This is a genomic window from uncultured Thiodictyon sp. (genome assembly GCF_903828115.1).
Lineage (GTDB): Bacteria > Pseudomonadota > Gammaproteobacteria > Chromatiales > Chromatiaceae > Thiodictyon.
On the sequence record NZ_CAIKKU010000445.1, the window covers coordinates 1 to 25706 of the forward strand.

The window sequence follows — 25706 nt, forward strand, 5'->3', positions numbered from 1 at the left end:
GCCGCCACCACCCGCTCGGGGCGCGGCTGCGGGGGCGTGCGCCGGGCCAGCGCGGCGGGCGGTGCCGCGGTCGCGACGGCGGGTTGGGCGCGGGGGTCTTGCGCCCGTGGTTCATCCGGCAGGGGCTCATCCTCGGCGGGTGTCAGGGCCGGCAGCACCGGCCCGTCCAGCGGCGAGGCGATGACCCCGTCACCCCGCGGTGACTCACCGACCCGGGAGCGTTGGGACAGGGCAGCGTCGGGTTCCGGGTTGCGGGTGGCCTGGCCCGCGTCCTTGAGCAGCACGATCTCCAGCGACTGGTCCGGGGGCGCGGTGCGCGGTTGCGGCATTTTGAATGAGATAGCCAGGATCAAGAACAGGTGCAGCACGGCCGCCCCCAGCAGGGCCGCGGGCAGGATACGGGAGGGGCCGCCGTCCAGCGGCGCGGTGAGTGCGCGGGGGAGGCCCTGGGTGTGGCTGGTGTCGATCAACGATTGCGCTTAACTTGTTCCTGACTGGCTACTTAGGGTGACACGCCGATCCGCGCTGATCCGGGCCGCGATGGCGTCCATCAGGTCGCCCGCGATGTCCAGCCCGAACTGGGCGTCCAGTTCACGGATGCAGGTCGGGCTGGTCACGTTGATCTCGGTCAGAAAATCACCGATCACGTCGAGACCCGCGAAGAGGATGCCGCGGGCGCGCAGTTCCGGTCCGACTTGGGCGCTGATCCAGCGGTCGCGCTCCGAGAGCGGTCGGCCCACGGCGCTCGCCCCCGCCGCGAGATTGCCGCGGGTCTCCCCGGGGGCCGGAATCCGGGCCAGGCAGTAGGGGACCGGTTCGCCGTCGATCATCAGGATGCGCTTGTCGCCCGCGGTGATCTCCGGGACATAGCGCTGGGCCATGCACAGGCGCTGCCCGCGCTGCGTCAGCAGTTCCACCATCACGCTGAGGTTCGGGTCACCCGGGTTCACTCGGAACACGCCGCTGCCGCCCATGCCGTCCAGGGGTTTCAAGATGATGGTCTGGTGAGCGACCTGGAAGGCGCGGATGTCGGCCAGGCGTCGGGTCACCAGGGTCGGCGGCGTACACTGGGGGAACTGCGCGGTAAACAGCTTCTCGTTGGCGTCGCGCAGCGCCCGCGGGTCATTGATGACGCGGGCACCGGCGCGCGCCGCGTGTTCAAGGAGATAGGTCGAGAACACATAGTCCATGTCGAAGGGCGGGTCCTTGCGCATGAGCACCGCGTCCAGGTCCGAAAGCGCGCGGGTGCTCTCGGCACCGAAGCGGTACCAGCCGGCCGCGTCGTCGGTGACCGTCACCGCGCGCATCCGTGCCTGGGTGCGGCCCTCGCCCAGGAACAGGTCGCCCAGTTCCATGTAGGCGAGCGGCCAGCCGCGCCGTTGCGCGGCCAGCATCATGGCGAAGGTGCTGTCCTTCTTGATCTTGATGGACCCGATGGGGTCCATGATGATGCCGAGTTCGATAGTCATGGCGGCAGTGTAACCGAATGCCGGTGCGGATGGTCCCTCGGCGGGTGCGGTCCCGGCGCCGTGCGGCCGCCCAGGCTGATCGTAGTCCCGGCGTCACGCCCGTAGGAGCGGGCCCCCCGGCCGCGACGGGAGGCCGCGCGCCTGCCGCAGCGGCACACGCTCTCGCAGGCGGTCCGCGACGACGTCCTCAGCGCTTGGACCTACTTCACCAACCATCGCCACCAAATGCACTACCCGGGCCTCGTCGCCGCGGGACTGCCGATCGGATCGGGCATCACCGAGGCCGCCTGCAAGACGTTGGTCAAGCAACTCGACCAGTTTGGGGCTGAGTGCTACGGTTAGGCACATTATGCGGAGGCCGCACCCATGAAGGGCCTGGCAGTCAACACCCGCAGCGCCAGCTCAGTCTTATTGCTGACGGCGAGTTTGCGGTAGCAATTCGCGATGTGATTGCGCACGGTGGTGGGGGCCAACCCCAGCGCCAGCGCGATCACTGCATGGGTTTCGCCGTGCGCATAGCGTTTGGCGATCTCGCCCTCTCGGGGGGAGAGGCTATCCACCGCGCTTAGGGCCAGCGCCCGCAGGTAGCGGAAACTGCCTTTGCGGACAATCTGCAATTTCATCCGCCCCGTTTGGAAGGGCGTCGCCAAGCGAACGCACTCCAGCAGCACCTCCGGCAGCCGACTGCCTTGCCAACCTGGCCAGTGTTCGCGCAACCAATGGATGAAGGCCGGGCTTGCCTCGCGCAGAAAGCCCCGCTCGTCCGCCACCGCCCAACAGTCGTGTCGCACATGCGCGCCGTCGAGGACGTCCCGCAGCCGCGCTGCACGGTGCGCCTCGGACAAGTGCGGCATGAGCAATTCCTTGGTGAGTCGCTCGGTCTCGGTGAACGGATTATTCCCATCGCGTCGCCACAGGGTAAGAAATTCCTGCAACGACGACACCGGCTCCACCAACAGGGTACCAAGTGACCATTCCATCCGGTAGCGCTGGCCCACCCGGCCATACAGTTCGGTGAGCACATAGCGCTCGCGGGTGATCAGATCGGCCATGTTGATCGTGGTACCGGGGGTCGCTATCAGTGCGGCGCGAAAAAAGTCCTGCGCCATATAAGGCGCATAGGCTTCCCGAATCGTGTCGTCGCAGTTGAACAGATAGAGCCGGTGGATTTCCATCGGCTCGGCCGCCGCATTGCCCCACCACGCCGAATCGAACGGGATAATTTCCTGGATCAATTCCAGGGCCGCAGGCTGAAACCAAGCGAAAGCTGCCTCGCGCCCAGCGCGATGCAGTTGCAGAATCGCCTGGCACAGGCCGCGCACATTCAAGCCGGATACATCCTGAAGGGGAACGCCAGTCATGTGGAAGTCCGTGGCTAAGAATTCCGTGGCTCGGGTTAGCCAGCCTGGGCGTAACCCGACGCGGTCCAGAGCATAGACGAACATTGGCTCGAGCGATGGGGATAGGTCGGCGGCACCGGAGCGGTTTCGGGACGCGAGACACCGGAGCCGGGAGCGACACCTTGCCCGTGCGGCCGCGTCTGGCGCAAGTCCGACAATCCGACCGATCCGACGCCAACAGGAGCCAGATACAGACCCGCATGCACAAATTATGCCGATACGGCAGGCCATGCCCGGCGTCGCTCCGGTCTTAGTACAAATGCATCAGGAACTGTCTTTACAGTTGCCGGCCGATTCTTTGCACTGGAAAGCCATAGAATATTGAATAATAATTATTTTTTATGATGGCACCAAACGTGCTGAACCATAGAAAATCGTCTTCGCCGGGTCTGTCCGCGTCGGGAGCACACCACCTGTCTGCCTTGTCTGGATCACAACAGAGCGGCCGCTGCGGTGTTACATCATCGCCCGCAGCGTCTCGCCTCGGACGCAGCCAGCCAGGTTGGCGGTGCGCACTCAAGGCCGGCGCGCAGGCCATCCTGCTCGCGTTGTCCGGGGCCTTGGCCCCCCGGGCGATGCAGCGACCTGCACCTGGAACCCGGCGGCCGGCAACGGGAACGCTGCCGGCAACTGGTCGTGCGGCAACGTGCCCGGGCCCACGGATACAGCCGGCAGCGATGGCCGGCAGTCGTTTTCAAGGGTTACCGGTGGACATGGGAATAGTTGAAAAGACGTTCCGGTTTCAATTGTCGGGAACGCAAAATAGAGCGTTAAGTGTTTCACAATAAGGGGCGTTCATTCTTATGATGATCAAGTCGTTTACCATGCAGCTGGCGTTGATCGCCGGCTTGCTTGTGCCAGCTCATTTGGCGTTTGCTGCCCCAATTTCAATCCACCCTGATCTTTCAATTATTACCGCGATCTTTGTTGACCTCCCCTCGAACAGCCTGGACGGAAACTCCAGTCGCAGCGCAACGGCGAGCCTTACCGTGAGTGGTGCGACCACTTCGGCAACCGTGGTGGGTACGGCGGCAACGGGCTTTCCACTCACCGGCACCTCGGCAGCGCTTGGGGATGGGGCGTCGTTCACTGCGTCCACCTCCGGCAGTGAGCTTGATGCGCTGTCCTCGTTGACGCTAAACTTCCTTCTCGAGATCAAGAACCTGTCCATCGATAAGCTCTTTGAAATCGCCTTTGAAGTCGGTTTCGGCCTCGGCGCCGACGCCCAAGGCGGCGACGCACTCGCGCTGGCTGCTTTGGGCCTCACCGGCCCGGACGCGAACCCGCTCATCGACCGGTTCGCGGGTGCGGATTCCATCTACGGTCCTCCAGCGGACGGCGTCACTGAGACCACCAGCTTTCTGATCAGGATCGATCCCGGGCAGACCCTGACCCTAACCGGCGCCCTCGACGTCTATGGCGCTGTGAATTTTAACGAGTCGGCTTCCGCCACTGACAGCTACAGCGCAGTGGCGAACGCCGGCATCAGGATCGCCGGAGTTAGCTCCCAAACAATCCCCGTCCCAGCCCCCATTGCCCTGTTTGCTGTAGCCCCATTGCTTGCCGCATTTCGCCGCAGGATTCGGCAAACAGGCCAGTAAAGCGAGCACAGGGCGCACCTGACAGAGGCGCGCCCTTTACATCTTCACGCCATTGAGAGGCCCCCGTCATGACTCGCTTGCGCTCCGGTCTTGCTGCCCTGTTTGGTCTTTTTTTCCTGGGCACTTCGGGTCCTCTCTGGGCACCACCAGACGGCGCCGTTCAGGCCGGGCGCGCGACGCTCGTCGGCCGTTCCTTCTATGGCAGCACGCACATCGACATGGTGTACCGCATCGCCGCGGCCAACCACGCCGGGGCCTCGGTTTCCAACCTTGCCGCCACCGTCACCAGCACGTCCCCGAACACCCGGATTCTGGAGGGTGGACTCGGCTATCCCAATCGCGCGATCGCCGACGGCGAAACCGTCGATAGCGTCGATACCATCAGCATCCGCCAGAAGCGCAGCGTACCCTTCGTCCTCTCGGCCACCGCCGTCCAGTTCAGCTACGACCTCGTCACGAGTAATGCGCCGCCCGCCGCGCGTGCTGGGGATGATCAGACACTCTTGGTGGGGGCCACCGCCCAACTTGACGGCAGCCACTCGACGGACCCCGATGGAGACACGTTGACCTACGTCTGGTCGCTGGATGAAAAGCCCGCTCAGAGCCGCGCCACGCTGTCGAACGCGACCATCTACAATCCGACCCTGCCCATCGATAAACGCGGAAGCTACCTGCTCCGCCTCATCGTCCGCGACGGCACGCTCGACAGCGCGCCGGACCAGGTGCGCATCGATACCACCAATAGTGCGCCGGTTGCGGCGGCAGGCGTCGATGCGAGCGCCTTCATCAACGAGACCGTGCTGCTCGACGGTAGCGCGTCGTCCGACGTGGACGGGGACCAGTTGAGATTCAACTGGAGTTTGATCGAGCGCCCCCCGCAGAGCAGTGCGCTACTCCAAGGTGCCGACACCGACCACCCCAGTTTCACCCTTGACCGCGCCGGCAATTACATCGCCGAACTCGTCGTCAACGACGGACTCCTCGACAGTGTCCCGGACCAGGTCGTCATCAGCACCGAGAACAGTCGACCCATCGCCGATGCGGGCGCCGATCAAGCCGCCACCCTGGGACAGACGGTCGCCCTGGACGGCAGCGCCTCCTCCGATCCGGACCTTGACCCCCTGGGTTATGCCTGGTCCTTTACCACGCGGCCGGCCGGCAGCACGGTCGCCATCAGCGACAACACCCTGGCAGCGGCAAGTTTTGTGCCCGACGCCATCGGGGACTACATTGCCCAACTGATCGTCAGGGACGCTGCACTCGACAGCGTGCCCGATACGGCTATCGTCACCGTGGCGGCCAGCGTACCGACCAATCAACCGCCAGTGGTCGATGCCGGTGCCGATCAAACGATCACCCTTCCGGCCGTGGCCACCCTCGCCGGCACGGCCACCGATGACGGGAAGCCGAATCCGCCCGCGCACCTGACGACGACCTGGAGCCTGGTCTCCGGTCCCCCGTCGGGCGTGGTCTTCGGCAGCCCCACGACCCTCAACACCAGCGCGACCTTCACCGCCCCCGGCGTCTACCGGCTGCGCCTCACCGCCGGCGATAGCTTGCTCAGTCGAAACAGCGACCTGCAGGTGACGGTCAGCGACGGGCCGCCGGAGTTCCAGGCAATCGCGGATCGCACCATCGCGCTCGGCACCCGCTATCAGCAATTGCTGGTGGCGAGCGATGCCAACGTCGGCGACACGCTGAGCTTTGCGCTGCCGACGGCGCCGACCGGCGCGGCACTAAGTCCGTCACCGCTGATCGACTGGACCCCGACCGCGGCGCAATTGGGATCGAACACCTTCACCGCCACCGTCGCCGACACCGGTGGCCACACGGCCACGACCACCTTTCATGTCACGGTCGAACACACCAATCAGGCGCCGCAATTGGCACCCCAGGCCAATGTGATACTGCCGGTCGGCACCGCGTTCAGCCGCACCCTGCAGGCCACCGACCCGGATGCGGGCGACACGCTGACCTTCGCGCTGGTGTCGGGTCCGGCGGGGATGACGCTGACCGGCGGCGCGCTGACCTGGCCGACCGCCGGGATCGCCCCTGGCGACGCGGCCGTCACGGTCAGTGTGACCGACGCGGGCGGACTCACCGATAGCCGGCAGTTCACCGTCACGCTGACGCCGGCGGCGCCGGGGCCGGTGGCGCGGGACGACAGTTACACGGCCAAGGTCAGCCAGGTGCTCACGGTGCCAGCCGCGGGCGTGTTGACCAACGATGCCTATGAAGGGATTGGCACCCTCTCGGCGGCACGCCTGACCGATCCGGGTGTCGGCACCCTGACCGCGTTCAACAGCGACGGCGGCTTCACCTATCAGGCTCCGGCAACGGTGCCGGGTGATCCTTTGACGGCGACCAGGCTGTGGAACGCCAATGCCACCTGGAGCTATGGCGCGCACGAGCTGGTGGCCGACTTGAACGGCGATGGCTATCCGGACATCATCAGCCACAACCTCAACTCGGACATCCGAGCCCGGTCGGGCCGCGACGGCAGCCAACTGTGGGCCCTCGACTTCACGGGTGCCAGCGACTGCGCGGTCATGACCGGGGGCGCGATGAATCACCGCGTGTTGGCCGACATCGATGACAGCGGTCATCCCGCCTACATCCTGACCACCCGGTGTTCACGCGCGGGCAGCCCCCAGCACGACAACCTCGTTGCCTTCGATCACCTGGGAAAGCTGAAGTGGGTGTCGCCGCCGTTGTCCAAGCCGCATCCGGACAATTCGCGGGGTGCGCCGACGGTGCCGCCGGGAGGTCTGACCATCGGCGGGCTCGCCTGGGAAAGGGGGTTGAGCCTGGCCCGACTCAGTGCCGATGGTCCGCCTGTGTTGTTGATGAACGTGCAACTCTCCAACAATGACGGCGATACCCTCTACCACGATACGTCCGCCCGCCCCCATTACGCGGGCTGCCGAGCCGTCACGGGCCTGCCGGCCGACGAAAACGTCGCCTGCCGCGCCACGCTCATCATCAGCGGCAGCGACGGCAGTGTCCTGCAGACGCTGGTCGTGCGCGATCCGGCAACAACCAGCAGCCGTCCCGGCGGCCCCAATGCCTTGTGGCAGATGCCGCCGATCGCCATGGACCTCGACGGCGATGGCCGCGTCGACCTGGTATCGGGCACCGCCGTGTGGATGCAGAACGCGGGCGGCGGATTCGACCTCGGCTGGCACCTGTCCCAGTCGGTCAACGACACCGCGGTGGCCGATCTCGACGGCGACGGCAAGGCCGAGATCATTCACGTCAGAAGCAGCGGCGAGCCCAACAGGGACAATCGCGGCATCTTCCTTTACAGCTACGATGGCCAGCTCAAGCGGCGCATTCCCTTGGACACCTACTGGTTCACGCCGTTGACGATTGCCGATGTCGACGGCGATGGTCGATCCGATATCGTGCTGGGTGCCGACGGCACCGTGTATGCGTTTCGCGACGACGGGCAGCCGATCTGGGCGTACCAGGTTCCGGTAGACGTGCCGGACAATTCGATACTCGCACCCTACTTCACACAGCCGGTCGAGAGTTTCCGCGTGGCCAATGCCGCGCCGCAGGTCTACGACCTCGATGGCGACGGCTTGGCCGAAGTCGTCTTCTCGGCCAATGCCCGCATCATGATCCTCAACGGCCGCAGCGGGCTGCGCAAGCTCGACCCGTACTGGACGTTCAGCAACAGCTATGTCGACGTGTCAGCGCTGATGTTGCTCGACATGAACAACGACGGCCACGTCGACGTGGTGCAAAACTCGGCCTTCACTTTCAACTGCGGGTTTGTGGGCTTCCCCGTCGGCACCTGCGACACGCTGGTCGGCCCCATTGCCTTGACCGGTGGCGGGAGCAACAACTGGCTGCCGGGTCCGAAGGCCTACCCGCATGTGCAATACCGCTCGACAGCAATCGACGGCAACGCCCGGGTCTTGCACGATCCGAAGGTGTCGCGCATCTTCCGCACGCCGGAACAGCAGGGCACGGTGCGCGATCCGCGCCTGGTACAGGCCGCGAGTTTCACCTACGCGGCGAGCGCTGGCTCTGCCACGACGGCTCCGGCGACCGTCGTCATCGACATCGTTCCTGACAATCGGCCGCCGGTGTTCACCTCCACACCGCCCAAGAGCCTGGTGCAGGCCTTCGCGCCCAACCCGCCGGGCGGGCTGGTGACCAACTACTACGACCTGGCCGCGATTGACCCCGATCCGGGCGACACCATCACCTTTTCGATCAAGTCCGCACCGACCAACGTTACACTGGTCAGCCCGGCGCGCATCCGCTTCGAGCCTACGTGCGGGTCATACGGCTATCCCTGCGACTGGGGTTGGACGAAAGTCATCGTCACCGCGACCGATTCGCGGGGTGCCGACACCGACCAGATTTTTATCGTCAACCTCACGACGGCAACAGTTGCGGTGCCCAATGTGGTGGGGATGACATTCGATGCGGCGAGCACCGCATTGATCGCGGCCGGTCTGCAGGGGGTGAAGTGGGTCGAATCATTTTCTGCGCTGCCCGCGGGCACCGTGTTGGCGCAGGACGCGGTCGCAGGTGCCGTTGTCGGGCGCTTTGACGACATCCGGCTGACGGTCTCCAAAGGCCCGCAACCCTTCACGATGCCCTTCGTCGTCGGCGACCAACTGGCGCCGACCAACGCCCTGCTCACCGGCGCGGGCTTGACGGTCAACGTGACGAGAACCTCCTCGACCACCATCCCGGTCGGCGAAATCATGGCCCAATCGCCAGCGGCCGGCACCGAACTGCTGCCCGCGACCGCGGCTCCGGTGGCCCTGACGGTCTCGGCGGGCGGACCGCTGCCGATGCCCATTGCCTCGATCGTGCTGGAGCCCGGCCCGGGACCCCTACTGCGCCTGGCGGGCGACGAATTGCAGTATCGGGCGGTCGCCATCCTCACCGACGGCACCAGCGCGAACGTGACGCTGACCGCCGCCTGGTCATCCTCGGCCACCAGCACGGCGACGATCGGCACCACCGGGATCGCCAAGGCGATCCAGGTCGGCGCGACGACCATCAGCGCCAGCCTCGACGGCAAGACGGTGCAAGGCACCCTGGACGTCGCCGCGCGCGCGCTCGGCGGCAACACGCCGCCCACCGCCGCCATCACCTCATCGGCGGACGGTGGCGCCGTCACCGGCCCGATGCCGATCGTCGGCACCGCGAGCGATGTCAACTTCCTGCGCTATGAACTGGCCTACGCACTGGCCGGTGAGGAGAAGTACACCCTCATTACCGAAGGCACCACGGCGGTGACCGATGGCACGCTAGGCACGCTCGATCCGACCATGCTGGTCAACGATCAATACACCCTGCGTCTGACCGTCTTCGACCGTGCTGAGAACCAGAGTGTGGCGACGCGCACCGTGCAACTGACAGGCAACCGCAAGATCGGCCTCTTCAGCCTCACCTTCGATGATCTCACCATCCCGATGTCGGGCATCCCGCTCACCGTCAGCCGCACCTACGACAGCCGCGATAAGGCCAAGGGCGACTTCGGGGTCGGCTGGCGACTGGGACTACAGACGTTGCGGCTGCGCACGAACCGGGTGCTGGGCACCGGTTGGGTGCGCACTGTCGCGGGCATCGTGGTCACGCTGTCGCCGACCGATGCGCACAAGGTCAGCCTGACGTTGCCGGACGGCCACGTCGAGGAATTCGACATGGTGGTGTCGCCGACCTCGAACATCGGCTCGCTGGACTTTACGAACGTGACCGGCTTCCAGCCAAGGTCCGGAACGCTGGGACAGTTGCAGGCCCTGGGTAACAACAGCCTGCTGATCGCGAGCGGCGGCGCACAAGTCGAGCTGGTCGACGACGCTACGCTCAATACCTACTCGCCGACGCTCTATCGCTACACGGGCGCGGATGGCACCCAAGTTGAGATCAGCCCGACTGTGGGTGTCCAGAAAGTGACCGACCTCAACGGCAACACGTTAACCTTCGGTCCGGCCGGGATCATCCACTCGGCGGGCAAGAGCATCACCTTCACCCGCGATCCGCTGGGCCGTATCACACAGATCACCGACCCGCTGGGGAATGTGCAGAACTACAGCTACGACGGCAATGGCGATCTGGTCGCCCACGCCAACGCCGTAGGGAATATCTCCCGGTATGCGTACAACCGTAGCCATGGCCTGATCGACATCCAGGACCCGGCCGGCAATCATCCGGCGCGCAACGACTACGATGCCGGCGGCCGTCTGATCGCCACCACCGACGCCCGCGGCAACCAGATCACGTATACCCACAATCCGGGGACTTCGCAGGAACTTGTGCGTGATCGCCTCGGCAATCCTACGCTCTTCGAGTACGACGCCATGGGCAACGTCTTGACCGAGACGAATGCCTTGGACAACACCCGAACCTACACCTACGACAGCCGAAATAACCAGTTGACCGAAACCGACCCCTTAGGGCGCGTGTCGAGCAAGACCTACGACAGCAAGAATAGCGTGCTCGCCAGCACCGACTTCGACGGCAACGTGACGACCACGACCTACAACGCAAACGGTCAGGTCCTGACGCGGACCGACCCCGAAGGGCACACGACGACCAATCTCTACGATTCCGGCGGGAATCTGCTGCAGGTCACTGACCCGGAAGGGGGAGTTGCCAGCAATACCTACGATGCAGCGGGTAACCGCTTGACCGCGAAGAACCCGTTGGGGCAGGTAACTGCGTTCGTCTACGATGCGGCCGGTAACCAGATTTCCAGCACCGATCCATTTGGTAATACCTCAACTTCAAGCTATGACAGCAATGGCCGGTTGCTAAGCAGCACCGATGCGCTGGGCCGGACCGAGCACACTGCCTACGATGCGGTGGGGCGAGCCACCGTGTCGACAGACAGGATGGGCAACACCAGCACGCTGTCATACAGCCCGATCGGCAATGGGCAGAAGGTCGCGCGCCGCGTCGATCCCCTGGGCAGAGTCACCGGCTACGGTTACGACGCCGATGGCAATCACGTCAGCACCACCAATCCGGATGGCTCGCTGAGCCTGACGTCTTTTGACGCCAACGCTCGCCGCGTGGCGCAGACCGATCCCGATCGTGACACGACCACGTTCGTGCTTGACGCAATTGGCCGGCGGATTCAGACCAAGTTCGCTGATGGAACGACCAATGCCACGGCCTATGACGCGGCCGGACGCGTGGCGACGCAGACCGATGAGCGGGGCAAGATTACGACCTACGCCTATGCGCCGAACCGGCAAACAATCACCGATGCGCTAGGGAATGTGACCCAGCAGGAGTTTGACAGCAGCCAGCGTCTGCTTCGTCTGACCGACGCGTTGGTCCATGTTACAAGCTACGTTTACGACAGCCTCGGGAATTTGAGTCGGACTACGTTCCCGGACGCAACATTTGCGACGGCGTCTTATGATGCCGCGCGGCAGCAGATCGCCGACACCGATCAGGCCGGACGAACGACGCGGTTTGCCTACGACGCCAAGGGCCAGTTGCTCCAGGTTACCGATGCGGTCGGCGGCATCACCACCTATGCCTATGACGCAGTCGGCAACCGCGTGGCGCAGAGCGATGCGAACGGGCATGTCACCCAAATGAGCTATGACGGCCTGGGCCGCCTTGTCGGACGGACGTTGCCGACGGGTGAACAGGAGAGTTACGCCTATTACGCCAATGGCAATCGGGCGAGTCACACCGATTACAACGGTAAGACGACGACTTACCTCTATGACGCGATGGACCAACTGGTTCAGACGAACTTGCCCGGAGCCGGGACGATCAGGTATGGCTGGACGCCGACCGGACTACGCACCCAGGCCGGGGGCGACACCTACGCCTACAGTGTGCGCGGCCAACTGTTGCAGGAACGCAAGGCGACGGGCGAGACGATCACCTATACCTACGACGCCGCAGGTAATAAGGCTTCCATCACAACCCCGCAGAGCACGACGACCTATGGCTACGATGATCTCAACCGCCTACAGACGGTGGTCGCTGCCGCGGGGACGACCCACTACAGCTACGACGCCGTCGGCAACCTGGCGACCGTGGACTATCCCAACGGGATCAAGACTACCCAGAGCTACGATGCACTGAACCGTCTGATGCAGGTGGCGAACACGGGAACCGGCGGGCTCCTCTCCTCCTACACCTATGCCTACGGTCGCGCCGGAAACAGGACGCACGTCATGGAAACGGGCCCGGCCACGACCGGGCGCACGGTGACATATTCCGACGATGACGTCTACCGACTGACCCAGGAGCAGGTCGACGAGCCGGGCGCGGCGAACGACCTGACGATCAGCTATAGCTATGATGCGGTGGGCAACCGGACGCGGATGCAGCGCAATGGCACGCCGACCAGCTATGTCTATGACAACCGCGATCGACTGCTCACTGAGACCAGTGGTGCGGTGACTCAGACTGCGACCTACGACAATAATGGCAACCTGCTGGCCCGTGGTGACGGAGCAGTGACGGATGCCTATGCCTACGATGCCGAGAATCGCCTCATTGCCGCCGCCATGCAATCGGGCACGCATCCGGGGCCGGTGGCCTATACCTATGACGCCGACGGGATGCGCATCGGCAGGACCGCCGGCGGCCTGACCACGGCTTTCCTGCTGGACAAGAACCAGGACAATGCACAAGTTGTGGTGGAAACTGCAGGACCGACGGTTTCTACCTTCACCTATGGCCGTCGGCTCATTGCCCAGACGCGCACCGGCACCGGGACGGCTTTCTACCTGAGTGATGGGCAGCTTTCCACGCGTCAACTGGCGGCTCCAGCCGGAGCGGTGAGCGATGCCTACACCTACGATGCCTTCGGCGTCCCGCTGGCCGCCGTGGGCACGACGCCCAACGCGTATCGGTATGCGGGCGAGCAGTTCGACAGCAGTGTTGGGCTCTACTACCTGCGCGCGCGCTACTATGCGCCGCAGAGCGGGCGGTTCATCACTCAGGACCCGTTTGACGGTGTACTGGCCGATCCGCTTTCGCTGCATCGGTATCTCTATGCCCGCGCCAATCCGGTAGACTTCAGCGATCCGACCGGGAAGAACTTCGACCCGGGGTCGATCATGATCACCATGACCTTGATCAGCGGGCTTGCTAACGTGACTTCGTTTGTCGCAACCTTTACTGGCCATGAAGACATTGCCTTGGTCGCCGGGGGTATCGGGCTGATGGCTTCGCTCTTCAACCCCACTGTTGGAATGGTGAAGGGCATGGCCCAGAAGTACGTCGTAAAGAAGGTGGCCCAACAGAGCGCTGCCTATGAAACCAAAAAGTTGCTCGAGAACGCCGCCGCGCAAGCAACAATCAGGGAGATCGAGCGCCGCGCAGCGAAAGTGGCGGTGACAGAGGTCGGTAAGGGTATGGTGAAAACCGCTGCGCAAGACGCCGCCTTTCACATCGACGAGATCATGATGATCGCACGCGCACAGTTCAATAATCCGACGCTGCGGAGAATGGAGATAGCCGCCATCGAGTACACCAGAGCAAATCTGGTCCTGCAATCGCGCAAGAAGCTCGAGGCCCTTTCTTATGCATTCGTGCTCGCCAAGAAAGGCTTTTCCGATCCCAAAGCGCTCATCTTGATCAATGCCGTAGTCGGGGAGCTTGCCAGGCACATGTAATGATCTGCCGGTAGGATTCGGCCAGCGAAGAGGGTCAGGCCCGAGGCATCGATAACGGTGATCAGCGCCGAAGCACAGTCAGACCCCCAACGCCAAAAGTGCCCCCGCCGACACGCGACCGATCGGTGCCGCTGCAACCATCGACGCCCGTGCCGCGCCGTGGTAAAAGGCAGAAGTGTCCGCGGGTGTCGTGCGCTCCCCGCGTAACCGTTCAGCCCGCCCCCACCCCAACCCTCCCCGACTAGGGGGGGGAGCAAGAGGATCAGGCGCTTGCGCTGTCGGCGCAAGCGGCGGACCGGGGCGGGCGCAAGGCTCGGCTCCCGGCGGCTGTCTGCCGCGGTGTCGGCGGGCGTTCCGGGGCCTGAGCAAGGTGGTGGCAACGGTGATGATGAAACCAAGACGAGACCAAGACCAGGACCAAGACCGCAGGTCGGTGAGGGCGCGCGATGAGTGATGACGGCGACCCGCGGCCGACCGCCGCGGTGCGGCCCGGTGCCCAGGTCCGCACCGGTGCCGAATTGTATGAGCTGGTCGCCGGGGTCGCGGCGCGCTATCCGGCCCCGGGGGTTCGCCCACCGGCGGATCAGGCTGGGCTCGCGCACTGGTCCGGGCTCTTGGTGCGGGTCGGTGACTGGTGTTTCCTGGCGCACTTGGACCAGATCGCCGCGGTGCTGGAGGTCCCGCCCGACCTGACCCCGGTGCCTGGAACCGGGAACCGGGTGCGCGGGATTGCCAACCACCAGGGCACCCTGTTGCCGATTCTCGACCTGGCTGCCCTGATCGGTGGCGGACCCGCGGCCCGGTGCGACACTGAGCGCGTCCTGGTGGTGCACCAGGACGGCCCTCCCTGCGGCCTGGCGGTGACCGCGGTGCTCGGGCTGCGCCACTGCGACCACGAGGCACGCCGAGCCCCGCCGCCTGGCGGCCCCGGGGTGCTGCGGCCCTTCATCGATGAGGCCTTCGACCTCGCCGGCGAGGTGGTGCCGGTGCTCGCCCTGGACCTTTTGTCGGCGGCCCCGCCGATGGGTCTTGGCTAAGTTCAACCGGACCTGGAGTCGGTACAAGATGGCGATACGAACCAAGACAGGTGCCGACACGGCCGACGGCACCGCGCCTGCCGGTACTGCCGCGGCGGTGACGATCAGCCTCTGGCTGTGCCTGGCGCTCGGAGCTGGCCTGGCACTGACCAGCGTCGTTGTGACGCGGGACCTGGACGCGCGCATCCTGAGCCGGTCGCGGGCGGCGGCCGCCGCGCAGGTGGCCGGCCGGCAACTGGTGCAGTCCGCCGCGGCGGCGCTACAGGGCGATGAAGGTGCCTTTGCCCAGTTGCGCGGCGAGCGGGATCAAGTGCAAGCGGATCTGGACGGGCTCACCGGCGGGGCCCCGCTGCCGCCCGGCGCAACGCCGATGGCGGCGGCCCAAGACGCCTGGCTTTCCTATCGTGAGGCCGCGGACCGGATACTGGCCGCGCAGGACGCGATTGTGGGGGTCCGTGCGGCACTCGCCGCGACGGCCCCCCTGCTGACCGAGCTCGCGGCGTCGATGGCGAAGTCCGCTGAGCTGATGGCCGCCGCGGGGGCGCCCGTGGGGCAGGTCCTGGAGGCGGGCTGGCAGCTGGCGCGGATCGCGACCATGAGGTCCGGCTGCGCGTCACCGCCGGGCGTCGACGGCGCGGCCCCTTTCGCTGGTGACCCCGGCACGGCGGCGCTCGCGACCTTTGGCGCGAGTCTCCAGACCCTGGTGGCCGAGGCCGGCGCCCGGGCCGAAGCGGCGGCCGGACCGTCGCTTCAGGAGACGGCCCAACTATTCGAGGCCGTGCGCCTGGCGGCGGACCCGGTAGCCAAGTTGGCCCCCCAGGCCCAGGCCGCGATCATGACCCTGGTGCCCATGCAGGCGGACGCAGAGCGGTTCGCCGCCGCCCTGGACCCACTGGTGGCGGCGGCGTGGCAGGACCCGCGTTCGACGCGACTGGGCCCGCTGCCGATCGGCCCCTGGTCGGCCCCGGTATTCGGCGCCCTGGCCCTGGTCAGCGCGCTCCTGCTCGTCCTGCGCGCGCTCCGGCGTCGGGAGGGCGCCGCCCGCCGCCGGGGCGAGCGGGACGCCGCGGCCGCCTTGGCCCTGCGGCAGGTACCGGACGGCCCGCGCGCTGACGGCAGCGATGACGGCAGCGATGACGGCATTGATGACGGCATTGATGACGGCTTTAATGATCGTCTTGAGCCCGGCCGCCCGACCGGCCCGGGGCGCGGGGCCGACGCGGATGGGGTGGAGGGCCAACGGCGGCTGTACCACAGCATTGATGCGACTGCCGGTAAACTGATGGCAGCGGTCGCGCAGACGCGTGCCGATGCCTTGCACCTGCGCGAGGCGGCGGCCGTCCAGGCGGGGCAGGTCGCGCTGCTCTGCGGTGCCGTCCAAACGCTCATTGCGGACTTGGATGCGCTCGGTGGCCAGGCCGCCGCGTCCGCCGGGGCGGCGACGCAGGCGGCGGCCGCGGCCAGGCGCGGCATCCAGATGGGGCGCGAGGCCCTCGCCGGGATGGCCGCCGGCGGCGGCCGGTTCCAGGCGGGCAGCGAGTCCGTCACCCGCTGCGGCGAGACCGCGCAGACGCTCGGTGCCCTGCTCGAACGGCTGGCCGATAGCGTCGATGAGACCAACATACTGGCCCTGAACGCGGCCATGCAGGCGGCCAGGGCGGGGGAGGCGGGGCACGACTGCGCGGTGTTCGCCGAGGAGGTGCTGCGCGTGGTCGGGGAGTCCGGCGACAGCACCGGGCAGGGCCAGGCCCTGGTGCACACCCTCCAGTCGGAGCTGCGGGCGGCCTGGTCGTCCTTGCAGACCGGCAGCGCCGCCGCGGCGCCGGTTGCCGACCTCCTGCCGCAGGCCGGGGAGGCCTTGGCCCAGATCGAGACTGCCGGCGTCGCCGGTGCCGATCTGGTCAGGGGTGTGGCCGACGCCATACAGCGCCAGTCGCAGGCCCTCACCGACACACTCCAGGCGGTACGCGCCATCACGGCAGAGAATGCGCAGGGGATCCGCGGCCTGGTCCAGGCGCATGACGATTTGGTGACAGTCGCCGCCGAGTTGCAAGGCTTGGCGGCCGCGTTGCGGATGCCATGACGAACGGCGCGCGGACCGGCGGTCCCGGCGCCATCCCCGGGTCTGAATCAGGGCCCGATCCAAGGGTCTAAACCAAGGGAAATCATCCGATGGCAGAGAAAGTTGTCGGTGGCCTGAAATGGGTCAAAGGTGAGATCGCCATGACCCTGCGCCGGGTCAAGGGCCTGGTGGAAACCTATGGGAAGACCAGCGAGCCCAGTGCCTTGGGCGATGCGGTGGAGGCCTTGTTCGAGGTGCGCGGGGTCCTGCTCGCGCTGCAGCTCACGTTGCCCGCGCGCCTGGTCGACGAGATGCAGCGCCTGTGTGATGCCATGGCCGAGCGTCGGGTGCGCAGCCCCGGGGAGGCGGCCGAGGCCATGATGCTGGCCCTGATCCAGCTGCCCAGCCATTTGGACCGGCTGGACGCCGGGGCCGAGGTCCTGCCCTTGAGCCTCTGGCCGACCATCAACGATCTGCGCGAATCCCGCGGCGCCCCGCCGTTGACTCCGGCTGAGTTGCTGGTCCCCGGCTCGGTGCTGGCGATGGAGGACGAGGACCTGCCGCCGGAGGCCTTGGAGGCACTGGCCGCGGCCTTGCGCAAGGTCCGACCGCATTTCCACCGCCACCTGGTCGACTGGTACCGCCCCAGCACCGCCGCCGAAGGCTTGATCAAGCTCAGTCGCCTGTTCCAACAGTTGCACCGCTTCATCAAGGACGGGATTCTGGCCGATCTGTTCCGCCTGGCCGAGGCCTATGCGGCTGGTCTGCAACGCGGCCAGGTGGCCGCCGATAGTGCTGCCCGGGCCCTGGTCGGGCGTGTGGACCGGGTCTTCAAGCCCCTCGTCACGCCCCCCCCGGCCTGGCCGGAGGCCGAAATCCGGGACCTGATCGATGAGTTCCTGACCGAGTTGGATCAAGCCGAGGTACAGCCGGTGTTGGTGGCCGAGATTCGCGCCCACTGCGCCCGGCCGGCGGTCGATCTCCCGGCGTTGGAGGGGGCGCCCGAGGCCCTGGCCGGTCTGGCCGAGGCGATGCTGGGCGAGCTTGCGATCCTCAAGGAGTGCCTGGACCTCTTCGTGCGTGGCGAGCATGACGACCGGACCCCGCTCGCCGCGCTGCGCACGGGGATGCGCAATCTGGCGCGTGCACTCGAAGGCGCCGACACCGGCGACACGGCCGAGCGCCTGCGCGCCCTGGCGGGCGGTTTCGGCGACCTGGCAACCGCCGATGCGGCCACGGACGCGGCGCGTCTGCAACCCCTGACGGCGGAGCTGCTGGGGATCGAGACGGCGCTCCAGGCGTATGCCGCGCAGCGTCCGCGGCCCGCACGCGCCGAGTGCGCCCCCACGCCCGCGGCCATGCAGTTCGAGGCGGCGGCGCCCGCGGCACCCGCGCCACCGGTCGCGTCGGCGCCGGATGATCCCGCCGCGGCGGCGCCGTCCGCGCTTGGCGGGTACCCTGGCAGCGGGTGGGCCGGGGCGGGGATTGCGCCGGAGTTCCTGGATATCTTTCTGGAGGAGGCGCGCGAGGAACTCGACAGCATCGGCGAGCAATTCGTGCGCTGGGGCGCCAACCCGGGCGATGAGGTCGCCCTAGGCCAGTTGCGCCGCGGCTTTCATGCCATGAAAGGCAGCGGAAGACTGGTCGGTGCGGAGCGTGTCGCCGATTTGGCCCAGGTCGCGGAGGATATTCTCAACCGGTTGATCGAGCGCAGTCTGAGCCGCGATGCCGACCTCCTGGCCTACCTGGCGGAGGTGGTTGACCTGATGCCCGAGCTGGTGAATGCGGAGGTGCAGAACCGCCCCCTGGACACCGCCGGGCTGTTGCGCAGGGCCGCCGCCTGGGTCCAGTCCCCGCCCTCCGCGGCGGCCCCCTCGCCATTTTCGCCGTTCCCGCCGTTCCCGCCATTGGCCGCGGTCGGGCCGGCCCCGGCGGATCCGGTAACGCCTCCCGCGGCCGAGGGGTTGCTGATCGAGTCCGCGGACCGCTGGTTCGAGGCCCAGCCCGGCCGGTCGGCGCCGACCGTGACGCCGCCGCGGGCCTGGCCTCCCGGCGCCGGGGCCCTGGATGACCGCGGCAGTGCGGCGGTCGCGGACGATAGTGATCGCGTGAGTCGGTATGCGGCCGACCCGGAGCTGATGGACCTGTTTCGCGGCGAGATGGTCCACTATCTCGATGATCTGCGCGCCTTCCTGGGGCGGGCCGCGGCCGGTCAGGCGGTGCCGGACGAGGAGACGGTACGCGCACTGCATACCCTTAACGGCAGCGCCGGCATGGCAGGCATCGACTCCATCGCCCAGGTGGCGCAGTCCCTGGAACAGCGGTTGCGCCCGTTTCAGGCCGCGGCCAGCCGGGTGCCGGCCGCGCTCTTGGACCTGATCGAGCGGGCCTTGGGCGCCATCGCTGAGCGCATCGCGGAGGTCCCGGCGGGGGGGCCGGGGGTCGCGGCCTTGGGCGCCGTGTCGGCGGCCCTTGCCGCCTTGCCGGCACTGGGGCCGGAGCCGGAGTCAGGGCCGACGACCATCGGGGTAGCGGATTCAGGGTTCGCCGAGTGGTCGGCGCCTACTCTGCCCGGTGGTACCCAGGACCGCGCGGCGGGAGCGGATTCCAGCGGCATCGACCTGGCACGGCGGGATTCGGATCTGGAGGACTTTTTGACTTGGCCATCTGAGCCAGGGCCAGAATCGGAGCCGGACGCGCAGGGCGCGGCGCTGTTCGCGGACGAGCCCTTTGCCGACCTCTTTGCTGACCCCTTTGCTGACCCCTTTGCTGACCCCTTTGCGGAGTCGGGCACGGTCGTCTCCGCGGACAGCCTGCCGGACCTGCTCCCAGTGCCGGTCCCGCCGCCGCCCGCCCCGGTGTCCTCGTCCTCGCTCGCCCCCCGGCCGGCGGACGAGGACTCCGCCACCGGTGCGGACGCCTTGGCCGCCGAGCTGGCGCAAGCCTTGAGTCTGCTCGACGGAGAACTGGCGTCCGACGAGCGGCGCGGGCGGGCGGGGGACGGCGACGCGCCGCCCGCCCGGCCGACGGTCGCAGCGGCCGTTGCGTCGAGCGACGCCCGCGACTGGGAACTGGTACCGCTGGAGTTGCCGCAATGGCTGGCCGCGGGGGACGGGATCGATCAGGAGACGCCGCGCCTGTCCGTCGGCCTGCCCGAGTCATTTGCGCTGGTCGAGTCCGCTGACGCATGGGAGCCGTTGACCGCACTGCCCGCGTCACTCGCGGCGGCATCCGGGGGCGAGCCGGCCGCCGACACCGATGGCGGCGTCGCGGGCGCACCCAGCGGTGCGGCCGCCCCGTCCGCGGAACCGGCGTCGGCCTTCACGGAGGTCCTTGCGCCCACGGCGGTCGACCCGCCAGTGTCCGCACCAAGCCAGTTCCCGGTGCTGTCTCCCGAGCTGCCGACGCAAGCCGTGCATGACGGGCTGCCGCGCCTGGAGCCTCCCCTGCTGCCCGCCCTCCTGGTGGGCGTCGCGGGCCAGGTCTACGCGGTTCCCCAGGCCGACGTCGCGGGTGTGGCGCGTATTCCCCAGGACGATTTGGCCGCTATCTACGCTGGCCAGAGACGGGACTTTTCCGCGCCAGATGGCCCGTACCGGGTCGCCCACTTGGGCCGTTTGCTCGATCCCACGGCGGCGGCGGACCTGGATCAACGCCGGTGGCTGCCGCTCTTGCTCACGCGCGCGGGCGCTCCGCGCCTGGCCCTGCAGGTGGACCAAGTGATCGGTAGCACGCGCATCACGGTCACGCCGCTGGGGCCACTGCTCGCCGCGCTGCGCTGGCTCGCCGGCGGCACCATTCTGGCGGACGGGCGGGTCGCCCTGATCCTGGATGCCCAGGCCCTGGTGCAGGCCGCCAGCGGCCACGACGAGGGGCGCGGCGCGGACGGCACAGCGGCGGCCGCTCCCCTGAACCAAGAGGAGCCGGGGCCGCTCGCCCCGGCGCCGGCAACATGAACAGGGTGGAGCGGGGGCTGCCCGTCCTGTTGCTCCCGACGGTGTCCGCGGCTGGCCCGAGGGACCTGATGGTGCCGGTCGCGGCCGTGGAACAGATCCTGTCCGCCGCGTCCCTGGAGCCCCCGACACCGGGGGCCCCAGACTGGCTTGCGGGCCTGCTGCCCTGGCGTGGGCTGCGGGTGCCGGTAGTGTGCCTGGGTCAGGGTGCCGACCCCGCCGCGGGTCGCCCGGCGGCGCGCCCTTACGTCGTGCTGTGTCGGGCGCCGACGGGCGCGCCCGTCCTGCCGTATTTTGCCCTCGCGAGTCCGAGCCTGCCGCGTTTGGAGCGGGTCACGCCGCGTACCCTCAGTCCTGATCCGGCCGCGGTTGAGGCCCCCGGCCGTCCCTTCAGCGTGGTCGCCCTGCGCCATCAGGGCCAACCGGCGGTGCTGCTGGACCCGGATGCGCTGCAGCGTGCCTTGCTGGCCGCGTCGGGACTGAGCTGAGCGGGCGGGCGCGCGGCGGCGCCGCGTCAGTCCCGCGGGACGCCGGCCGCGTGCGACTTGGCGTGCAGGGCGTAGAGCACGTCCTCGTCGGCGATGTGGTCGACCAGCCAGTCCTGCGTGAGGTCGAGCGCCCGCTCGGCCAGATCGGGGCTGGGTCCGAAGGTCGCCAGGTCTTCCGCCAGGGCGTCCAGACGGGCAAAGAAGGCGGCGTGGAGCCCCTGGTGGGCCGCAAGTGCCGGATACTCATGGTCGCGCATGAAGGCCTCTTCCGTCTGGAAGTGGCTGTCGGCATAGTCGCGCATGAAGGCGATCGCCTCCGCGACCCCCTGGTTGGCCTCGCGGTCCAGGATCTGCTCGTAGAGACGGTGGGAGGCGGCGAAGAATCCCTGGTGTTGTTCATCGATCGTCGGGATGCCGACGGAGTAGACCTCTGACCAGTTGCGCAGCATGGGTCACCTGTGGGTTCTGTGAATGGGGATGGGTGGAAATAGCAGTCAGCGATCAGCAGTCAGCGATCAGCTTTCAGCGATCAGCTGTCAGCGGTCAGCCAGATGTGCACCGTCCGCCTTGAAGCTGACCGCTGATCGCTGATCGCTGATCGCTGATCGCTGAAAGCTGACCGCTGAAAGCTTAAAGCTCATCTCAAATCAAGCGACCGCGGCGAGCGCTCCGCTGCGCTCCAGCAGGAGTTGGACCAGGAGCGCGACGGGCCGCCCGGTGCCGCCCTTTTCCTTGCCGTTGAGCCAGGCGGTGCCGGCGATGTCCAGGTGTGCCCAGGGGTACTTCTTGGTGTAGCGCCAGAGGAAACAGGCGGCGGTGACGGCCCCGCCCTCGCGCCCGCCGACATTGGCCATATCCGCGAAGTTGCTGTCGAGTTGCGTCTGGTAGTCCTCCCACAGGGGCAGGCGCCAGACCCGGTCCCAGGCGGCGTCGCCGGCCGCCTGGAGCTCCTGGGCGAGTCGGTCGTCGGGGGTAAAGAGCCCGGAGGGGTGCTTGCCCAGGGCGACCACGCAGGCGCCGGTGAGGGTGGCCAAGTCGATCACGAGCGCCGGGTCGAAGCGCTCGCAATAGGTGAGTGCATCGCACAGGATGAGCCGGCCCTCGGCGTCCGTGTTGAGGATCTCGATGGTCTGGCCGGACAGGCTCTTCACGATATCGCCGGGCTTGTTGGCGGCCCCGTCCGGGAGGTTTTCGGAGGCCGGGACCACGCCGATCAGGTGGATCGGCAGTTCCAACTCACAGGCCGCCTGGACGGCGCCCAACACGCCGGCCCCGCCGCACATGTCGTACTTCATCTCGTCCATCTCGGCGGCCGGTTTGATCGAGATCCCGCCGGCGTCGAAGGTGAGCCCCTTGCCCACCAGCACCACCGGGCGCAGGCCCGCGGGGCCGCCCTGGTAGCGCAACACGATCAGCTTGGCCGGCTGGCGGCTGCCCCGGGAGACCGACAGCAGGGCGCCCATGCCCAATTCCTCCATCTGTGCCTCCTCCAGGACCTCGACCTGGAGCTGGTCGAAGCGGGCCGCCAGTTCGCGGGCCTGATCGGCGAGATAGGAGGGGGTGCAGAGGTTGCCGGGGAGGTTGCCCAGTTCCCGGGCCAGGGTCACGCCCTCGCCGATGGCGGCACCGTGCAGCCGCGCCTGCTCGGCGGCGTCCAGGTCCTGCTTCCTGGCGACCCACAGGGTCAGGGTTCGCAGTGGGGTCTTAGGGGCCTGCTTGTCGTCCTTGGTCTGGCTGTAGCGGTAGACCCGCTCGGCGGCGGTGGTGACGGCATCGCGCACCGCAAGATACGGGCTGAGCCCCTCCGGGGCCGCCTCCGCCAGGGTGGACAGGGCCTCCCCGGCATGGGTGCGCTGGAGCAGGTCGATGGAGGCGGCGAGCGCCTGCCGGTAGTTGGTGCGCGTGGCCTCCTTGCGCTTGCCGCAACCGACCAGGAGCACCCGCTCCGCCGCCACCCCGGGCAGGTCATAGAGCATCAGGGTGCGGCCGGTCTCGCCGTCCAGGTCGCCCTTCTTCAGCAGTTCCGTCAGCCGGCCGCCGCTCGCCTTGTCGAGTGCCTCGCCGGCGGGGGTGAGTTTGCGCTTCTCAAAGACGCCCAGGACCAGGCACGGGGTCTTGTGCCTGGTGAGGTCGCCGGTCTTGATCTTGAACTCCATCGGGGGGTACCTCGGGGGGCGGTTCTTTAGTGAGTCATTCGGGGTTACGATGTGGGGACTCCAGAGTCTACCGGATTGCGTGCCGGACCCGAAACCCGTGAGCACCTGGGACGCCGGGCACCGGGGGGCGCCGCGCATCAGTCAGGCGCCAGGCACCGCACCCGAGTGCGGACCAGTCCTTTTTTGTTGGATCAAGAATCAGTGGGTGCGAAGTTGCCAGGAGACCGGCCATGGGACTGAGAATTCTCGACCGCTATCTGGCGTGGGCGGTGATTGCGGGCACCCTCCTGACCCTGGGCGTGCTCCTGCCGCTCTTGGGATTTTTTGTTCTCGCCAACGAGTTGGAGCAGGTGGGGGTGGCGGGCTACCGCCTCCAGGAGGCCCTGCTGTTCATGGTCTTGAGCCTGCCCCGCTACGCCTATCAGGTCTTCCCCATCGCCACTCTGATCGGCGCCCTGCTCGGGCTGGGCGCGCTCGCCAACCGCTCCGAGCTGGTGGCCATGCGCGCCGCGGGGGTCTCGGTGGGGCGGATCGCGGGGGCCGGGCTGCTGGGCGGGGTGCTCCTGGCCGCCGGCGCCATGCTGATCGGAGAGGTGGTCGCCCCCGTGGCGGAACAGCGCGGGATCGAGATCAAGCGCGCCGCCCTCTCCGGGGCGGTGACCCAGCAGACGGAGTCCGGCTTCTGGGCGATCGACCAGGGGACCTATATCAACATCCGCGAGATCCTCTCCGGTACCAGCCTGCGGGACATCTTCATCTACCAGGCGGACAACGCCGCGGGGACCCTGATCGCGACCCACGCGCAGGGCGCGCGCTATCAAGACCATCAATGGGTCCTGGAGGGCCTCTCGCGCAGCCGGGTGAGCATGGACGGGGTGCAGGTGGAGCGCCTGCCCAATGCCGTTTGGAGCTCCATGCTCAATCCCGGCATCCTGGAAGTGGTGGTGGTCGACCCGCGTATCCTGCCGGTCTGGGGCCTATGGAAATACATCCGCTTCATGACGGTCAATGCGCAGGATGCGAGCAACTATCAGGTGATCTTCTGGGGCCGGGTGCTCTACCCCCTGCTCACCCTGTCCATGGTATTGGTGGCGATCCCCGTCCTGCTCGGCTCGGCGCGCAGCCGCGGGACCGGTGTGCGCGCCTTCTTCGCGGTCCTCGTTGGCATCCTCTACTATCTGGTGAGCAAGACGTTTTCCTATCTGGCGCTCCTCTACGGCTTAAGCCCGCTCGCGGCGGCCTTGGCCCCGCCGGTGCTCTTCATCGGCGCGGCCGTGCTGTTGTTGCGGCGGGTGGGGTGAGGGGAGCGGAGCGGGTTCCTGCTTTGCGGCCACTCCATGCGCGCCCCCGTACTCGCAACACCGTGCCAGAGGCTCCCGTAGGATGGGTAGAGCGCAGCGAAACCCATCACTCGCACCACCGCGCCAGAGGCTGGCCGTAGGAGGGGTAGAGCGCAGCGAAACCCATCGCTTGCGCGCAACTCAAGCGTTGATTGGTGGGTTTCGCTGCGCTCTACCCACCCTACGGATCGGGCGTGGAGCCGGTCCCGGGCGGATACTTGCCCCCTCTCCCCAGCGGCCGGAACGCGAATCAAGCCCGCTGAAGCTATAATCAAGGTCCAAGCTGTCCACCGCTCACGAGGATTCCAGAATGGCCGCTACCACCGCCGACGAGGTCTGGGCACTACTGCGCGAGTTGCTGAAGGCCCAAAAAGAGACGGATCGGAAATTTCAGGAAACCGACCGCCAGATCCAAGAGGTCAACCGCCAACTCGGCCGCCTCGGCGGGCAATGGGGTCTGTTCGTGGAAAACCTGGTCGCCCCCTCCTGCGAGCGGCTCTTTACCGAACGGGGGATACCGGTCCACATGGTCAGTCGGCGGGTTCTCAAGCGCAAAGACGGCGACACCCTGGAGATCGAC

The 25706-nt window shown here is 67.2% G+C and carries 12 protein-coding genes and 1 pseudogene; 8 read left to right on the forward strand and 5 right to left on the reverse strand.

All coding sequences use genetic code 11. The features are described 5' to 3' along the window. The 3 genes and pseudogenes from QZY48_RS16310 to QZY48_RS16320 all read right to left on the reverse strand — a co-directional run. Positions 1-470, reverse strand: a pseudogene (locus tag QZY48_RS16310) (hypothetical protein); the annotation flags it as partial. A gap of 9 nt (positions 471-479) precedes the next feature. Further along, positions 480-1469 carry a glutathione synthase gene (gene gshB, locus QZY48_RS16315; RefSeq protein ID WP_295432775.1) on the reverse strand — a complete coding sequence of 330 codons (990 nt, stop codon included), beginning with the start codon at positions 1467-1469 and terminating at the stop codon, positions 480-482. Positions 1470-1816: 347 nt separating this feature from the next. Beyond that, positions 1817-2914 (reverse strand): LuxR C-terminal-related transcriptional regulator, encoded by a 1098-nt coding sequence (locus QZY48_RS16320; RefSeq protein ID WP_295432778.1) that lies wholly within the window; start codon positions 2912-2914, stop codon positions 1817-1819. Positions 2915-3672: 758 nt separating this feature from the next. Between QZY48_RS16320 and QZY48_RS16325 the strand changes: the two genes are divergently transcribed. The 6 genes from QZY48_RS16325 to QZY48_RS16350 all read left to right on the forward strand — a co-directional run bounded on the left by QZY48_RS16325 (position 3673) and on the right by QZY48_RS16350 (position 21630). Further along, positions 3673-4470, forward strand: coding sequence for a hypothetical protein (locus QZY48_RS16325; protein ID WP_295432781.1), 798 nt, complete (start codon positions 3673-3675; stop codon positions 4468-4470). 68 nt (positions 4471-4538) lie between these two features. Beyond that, positions 4539-14090, forward strand: a complete 9552-nt coding sequence (locus QZY48_RS16330) for a PKD domain-containing protein (protein WP_295432784.1) — start codon at positions 4539-4541, stop codon at positions 14088-14090. A gap of 446 nt (positions 14091-14536) precedes the next feature. Then, a complete protein-coding gene (locus tag QZY48_RS16335; protein WP_295432787.1) occupies positions 14537-15127 on the forward strand; it encodes a chemotaxis protein CheW in 591 nt (196 codons plus the stop codon). Positions 15128-15155: 28 nt separating this feature from the next. Then, positions 15156-17210 (forward strand): methyl-accepting chemotaxis protein, encoded by a 2055-nt coding sequence (locus QZY48_RS16340; protein WP_295432790.1) that lies wholly within the window; start codon positions 15156-15158, stop codon positions 17208-17210. An 89-nt stretch (positions 17211-17299) separates the two neighbouring features. Then, on the forward strand, positions 17300-21145 hold the full coding sequence (locus tag QZY48_RS16345; protein WP_295432793.1) for an Hpt domain-containing protein: 3846 nt from the start codon (positions 17300-17302) through the stop codon (positions 21143-21145). Further along, the gene (locus QZY48_RS16350; protein WP_295432797.1) at positions 21142-21630 is read left to right on the forward strand and encodes a chemotaxis protein CheW; all 489 of its coding nucleotides are present in this window, start codon (positions 21142-21144) and stop codon (positions 21628-21630) included. Before QZY48_RS16345 ends, QZY48_RS16350 begins: the two co-directional genes overlap by 4 nt. Positions 21631-21656: 26 nt before the next feature. On the opposite strand, the gene QZY48_RS16355 is transcribed toward QZY48_RS16350, so the two are convergent. Together QZY48_RS16355 and QZY48_RS16360 are read right to left on the reverse strand one after the other, a co-directional pair. After that, complete coding sequence (locus QZY48_RS16355) at positions 21657-22079, reverse strand: bacteriohemerythrin (RefSeq protein WP_295432799.1); 423 nt, start codon at positions 22077-22079, stop codon at positions 21657-21659. A gap of 198 nt (positions 22080-22277) precedes the next feature. Beyond that, positions 22278-23786, reverse strand: a complete 1509-nt coding sequence (locus tag QZY48_RS16360; RefSeq protein ID WP_295432802.1) for a leucyl aminopeptidase — start codon at positions 23784-23786, stop codon at positions 22278-22280. A 230-nt stretch (positions 23787-24016) separates the two neighbouring features. Here QZY48_RS16360 and lptG point away from each other — a divergent pair, with 230 nt between their 5' ends. Together lptG and QZY48_RS16370 are read left to right on the forward strand one after the other, a co-directional pair. Next, entirely contained in the window at positions 24017-25087 is a 1071-nt protein-coding gene (lptG, locus tag QZY48_RS16365) for an LPS export ABC transporter permease LptG (RefSeq protein ID WP_295432805.1), read from the forward strand. Positions 25088-25436: 349 nt separating this feature from the next. Next, positions 25437-25706, forward strand: a 270-nt coding sequence (locus QZY48_RS16370; protein WP_295432807.1) for a DUF3782 domain-containing protein, incomplete at its 3' end; no start/stop codon positions are given.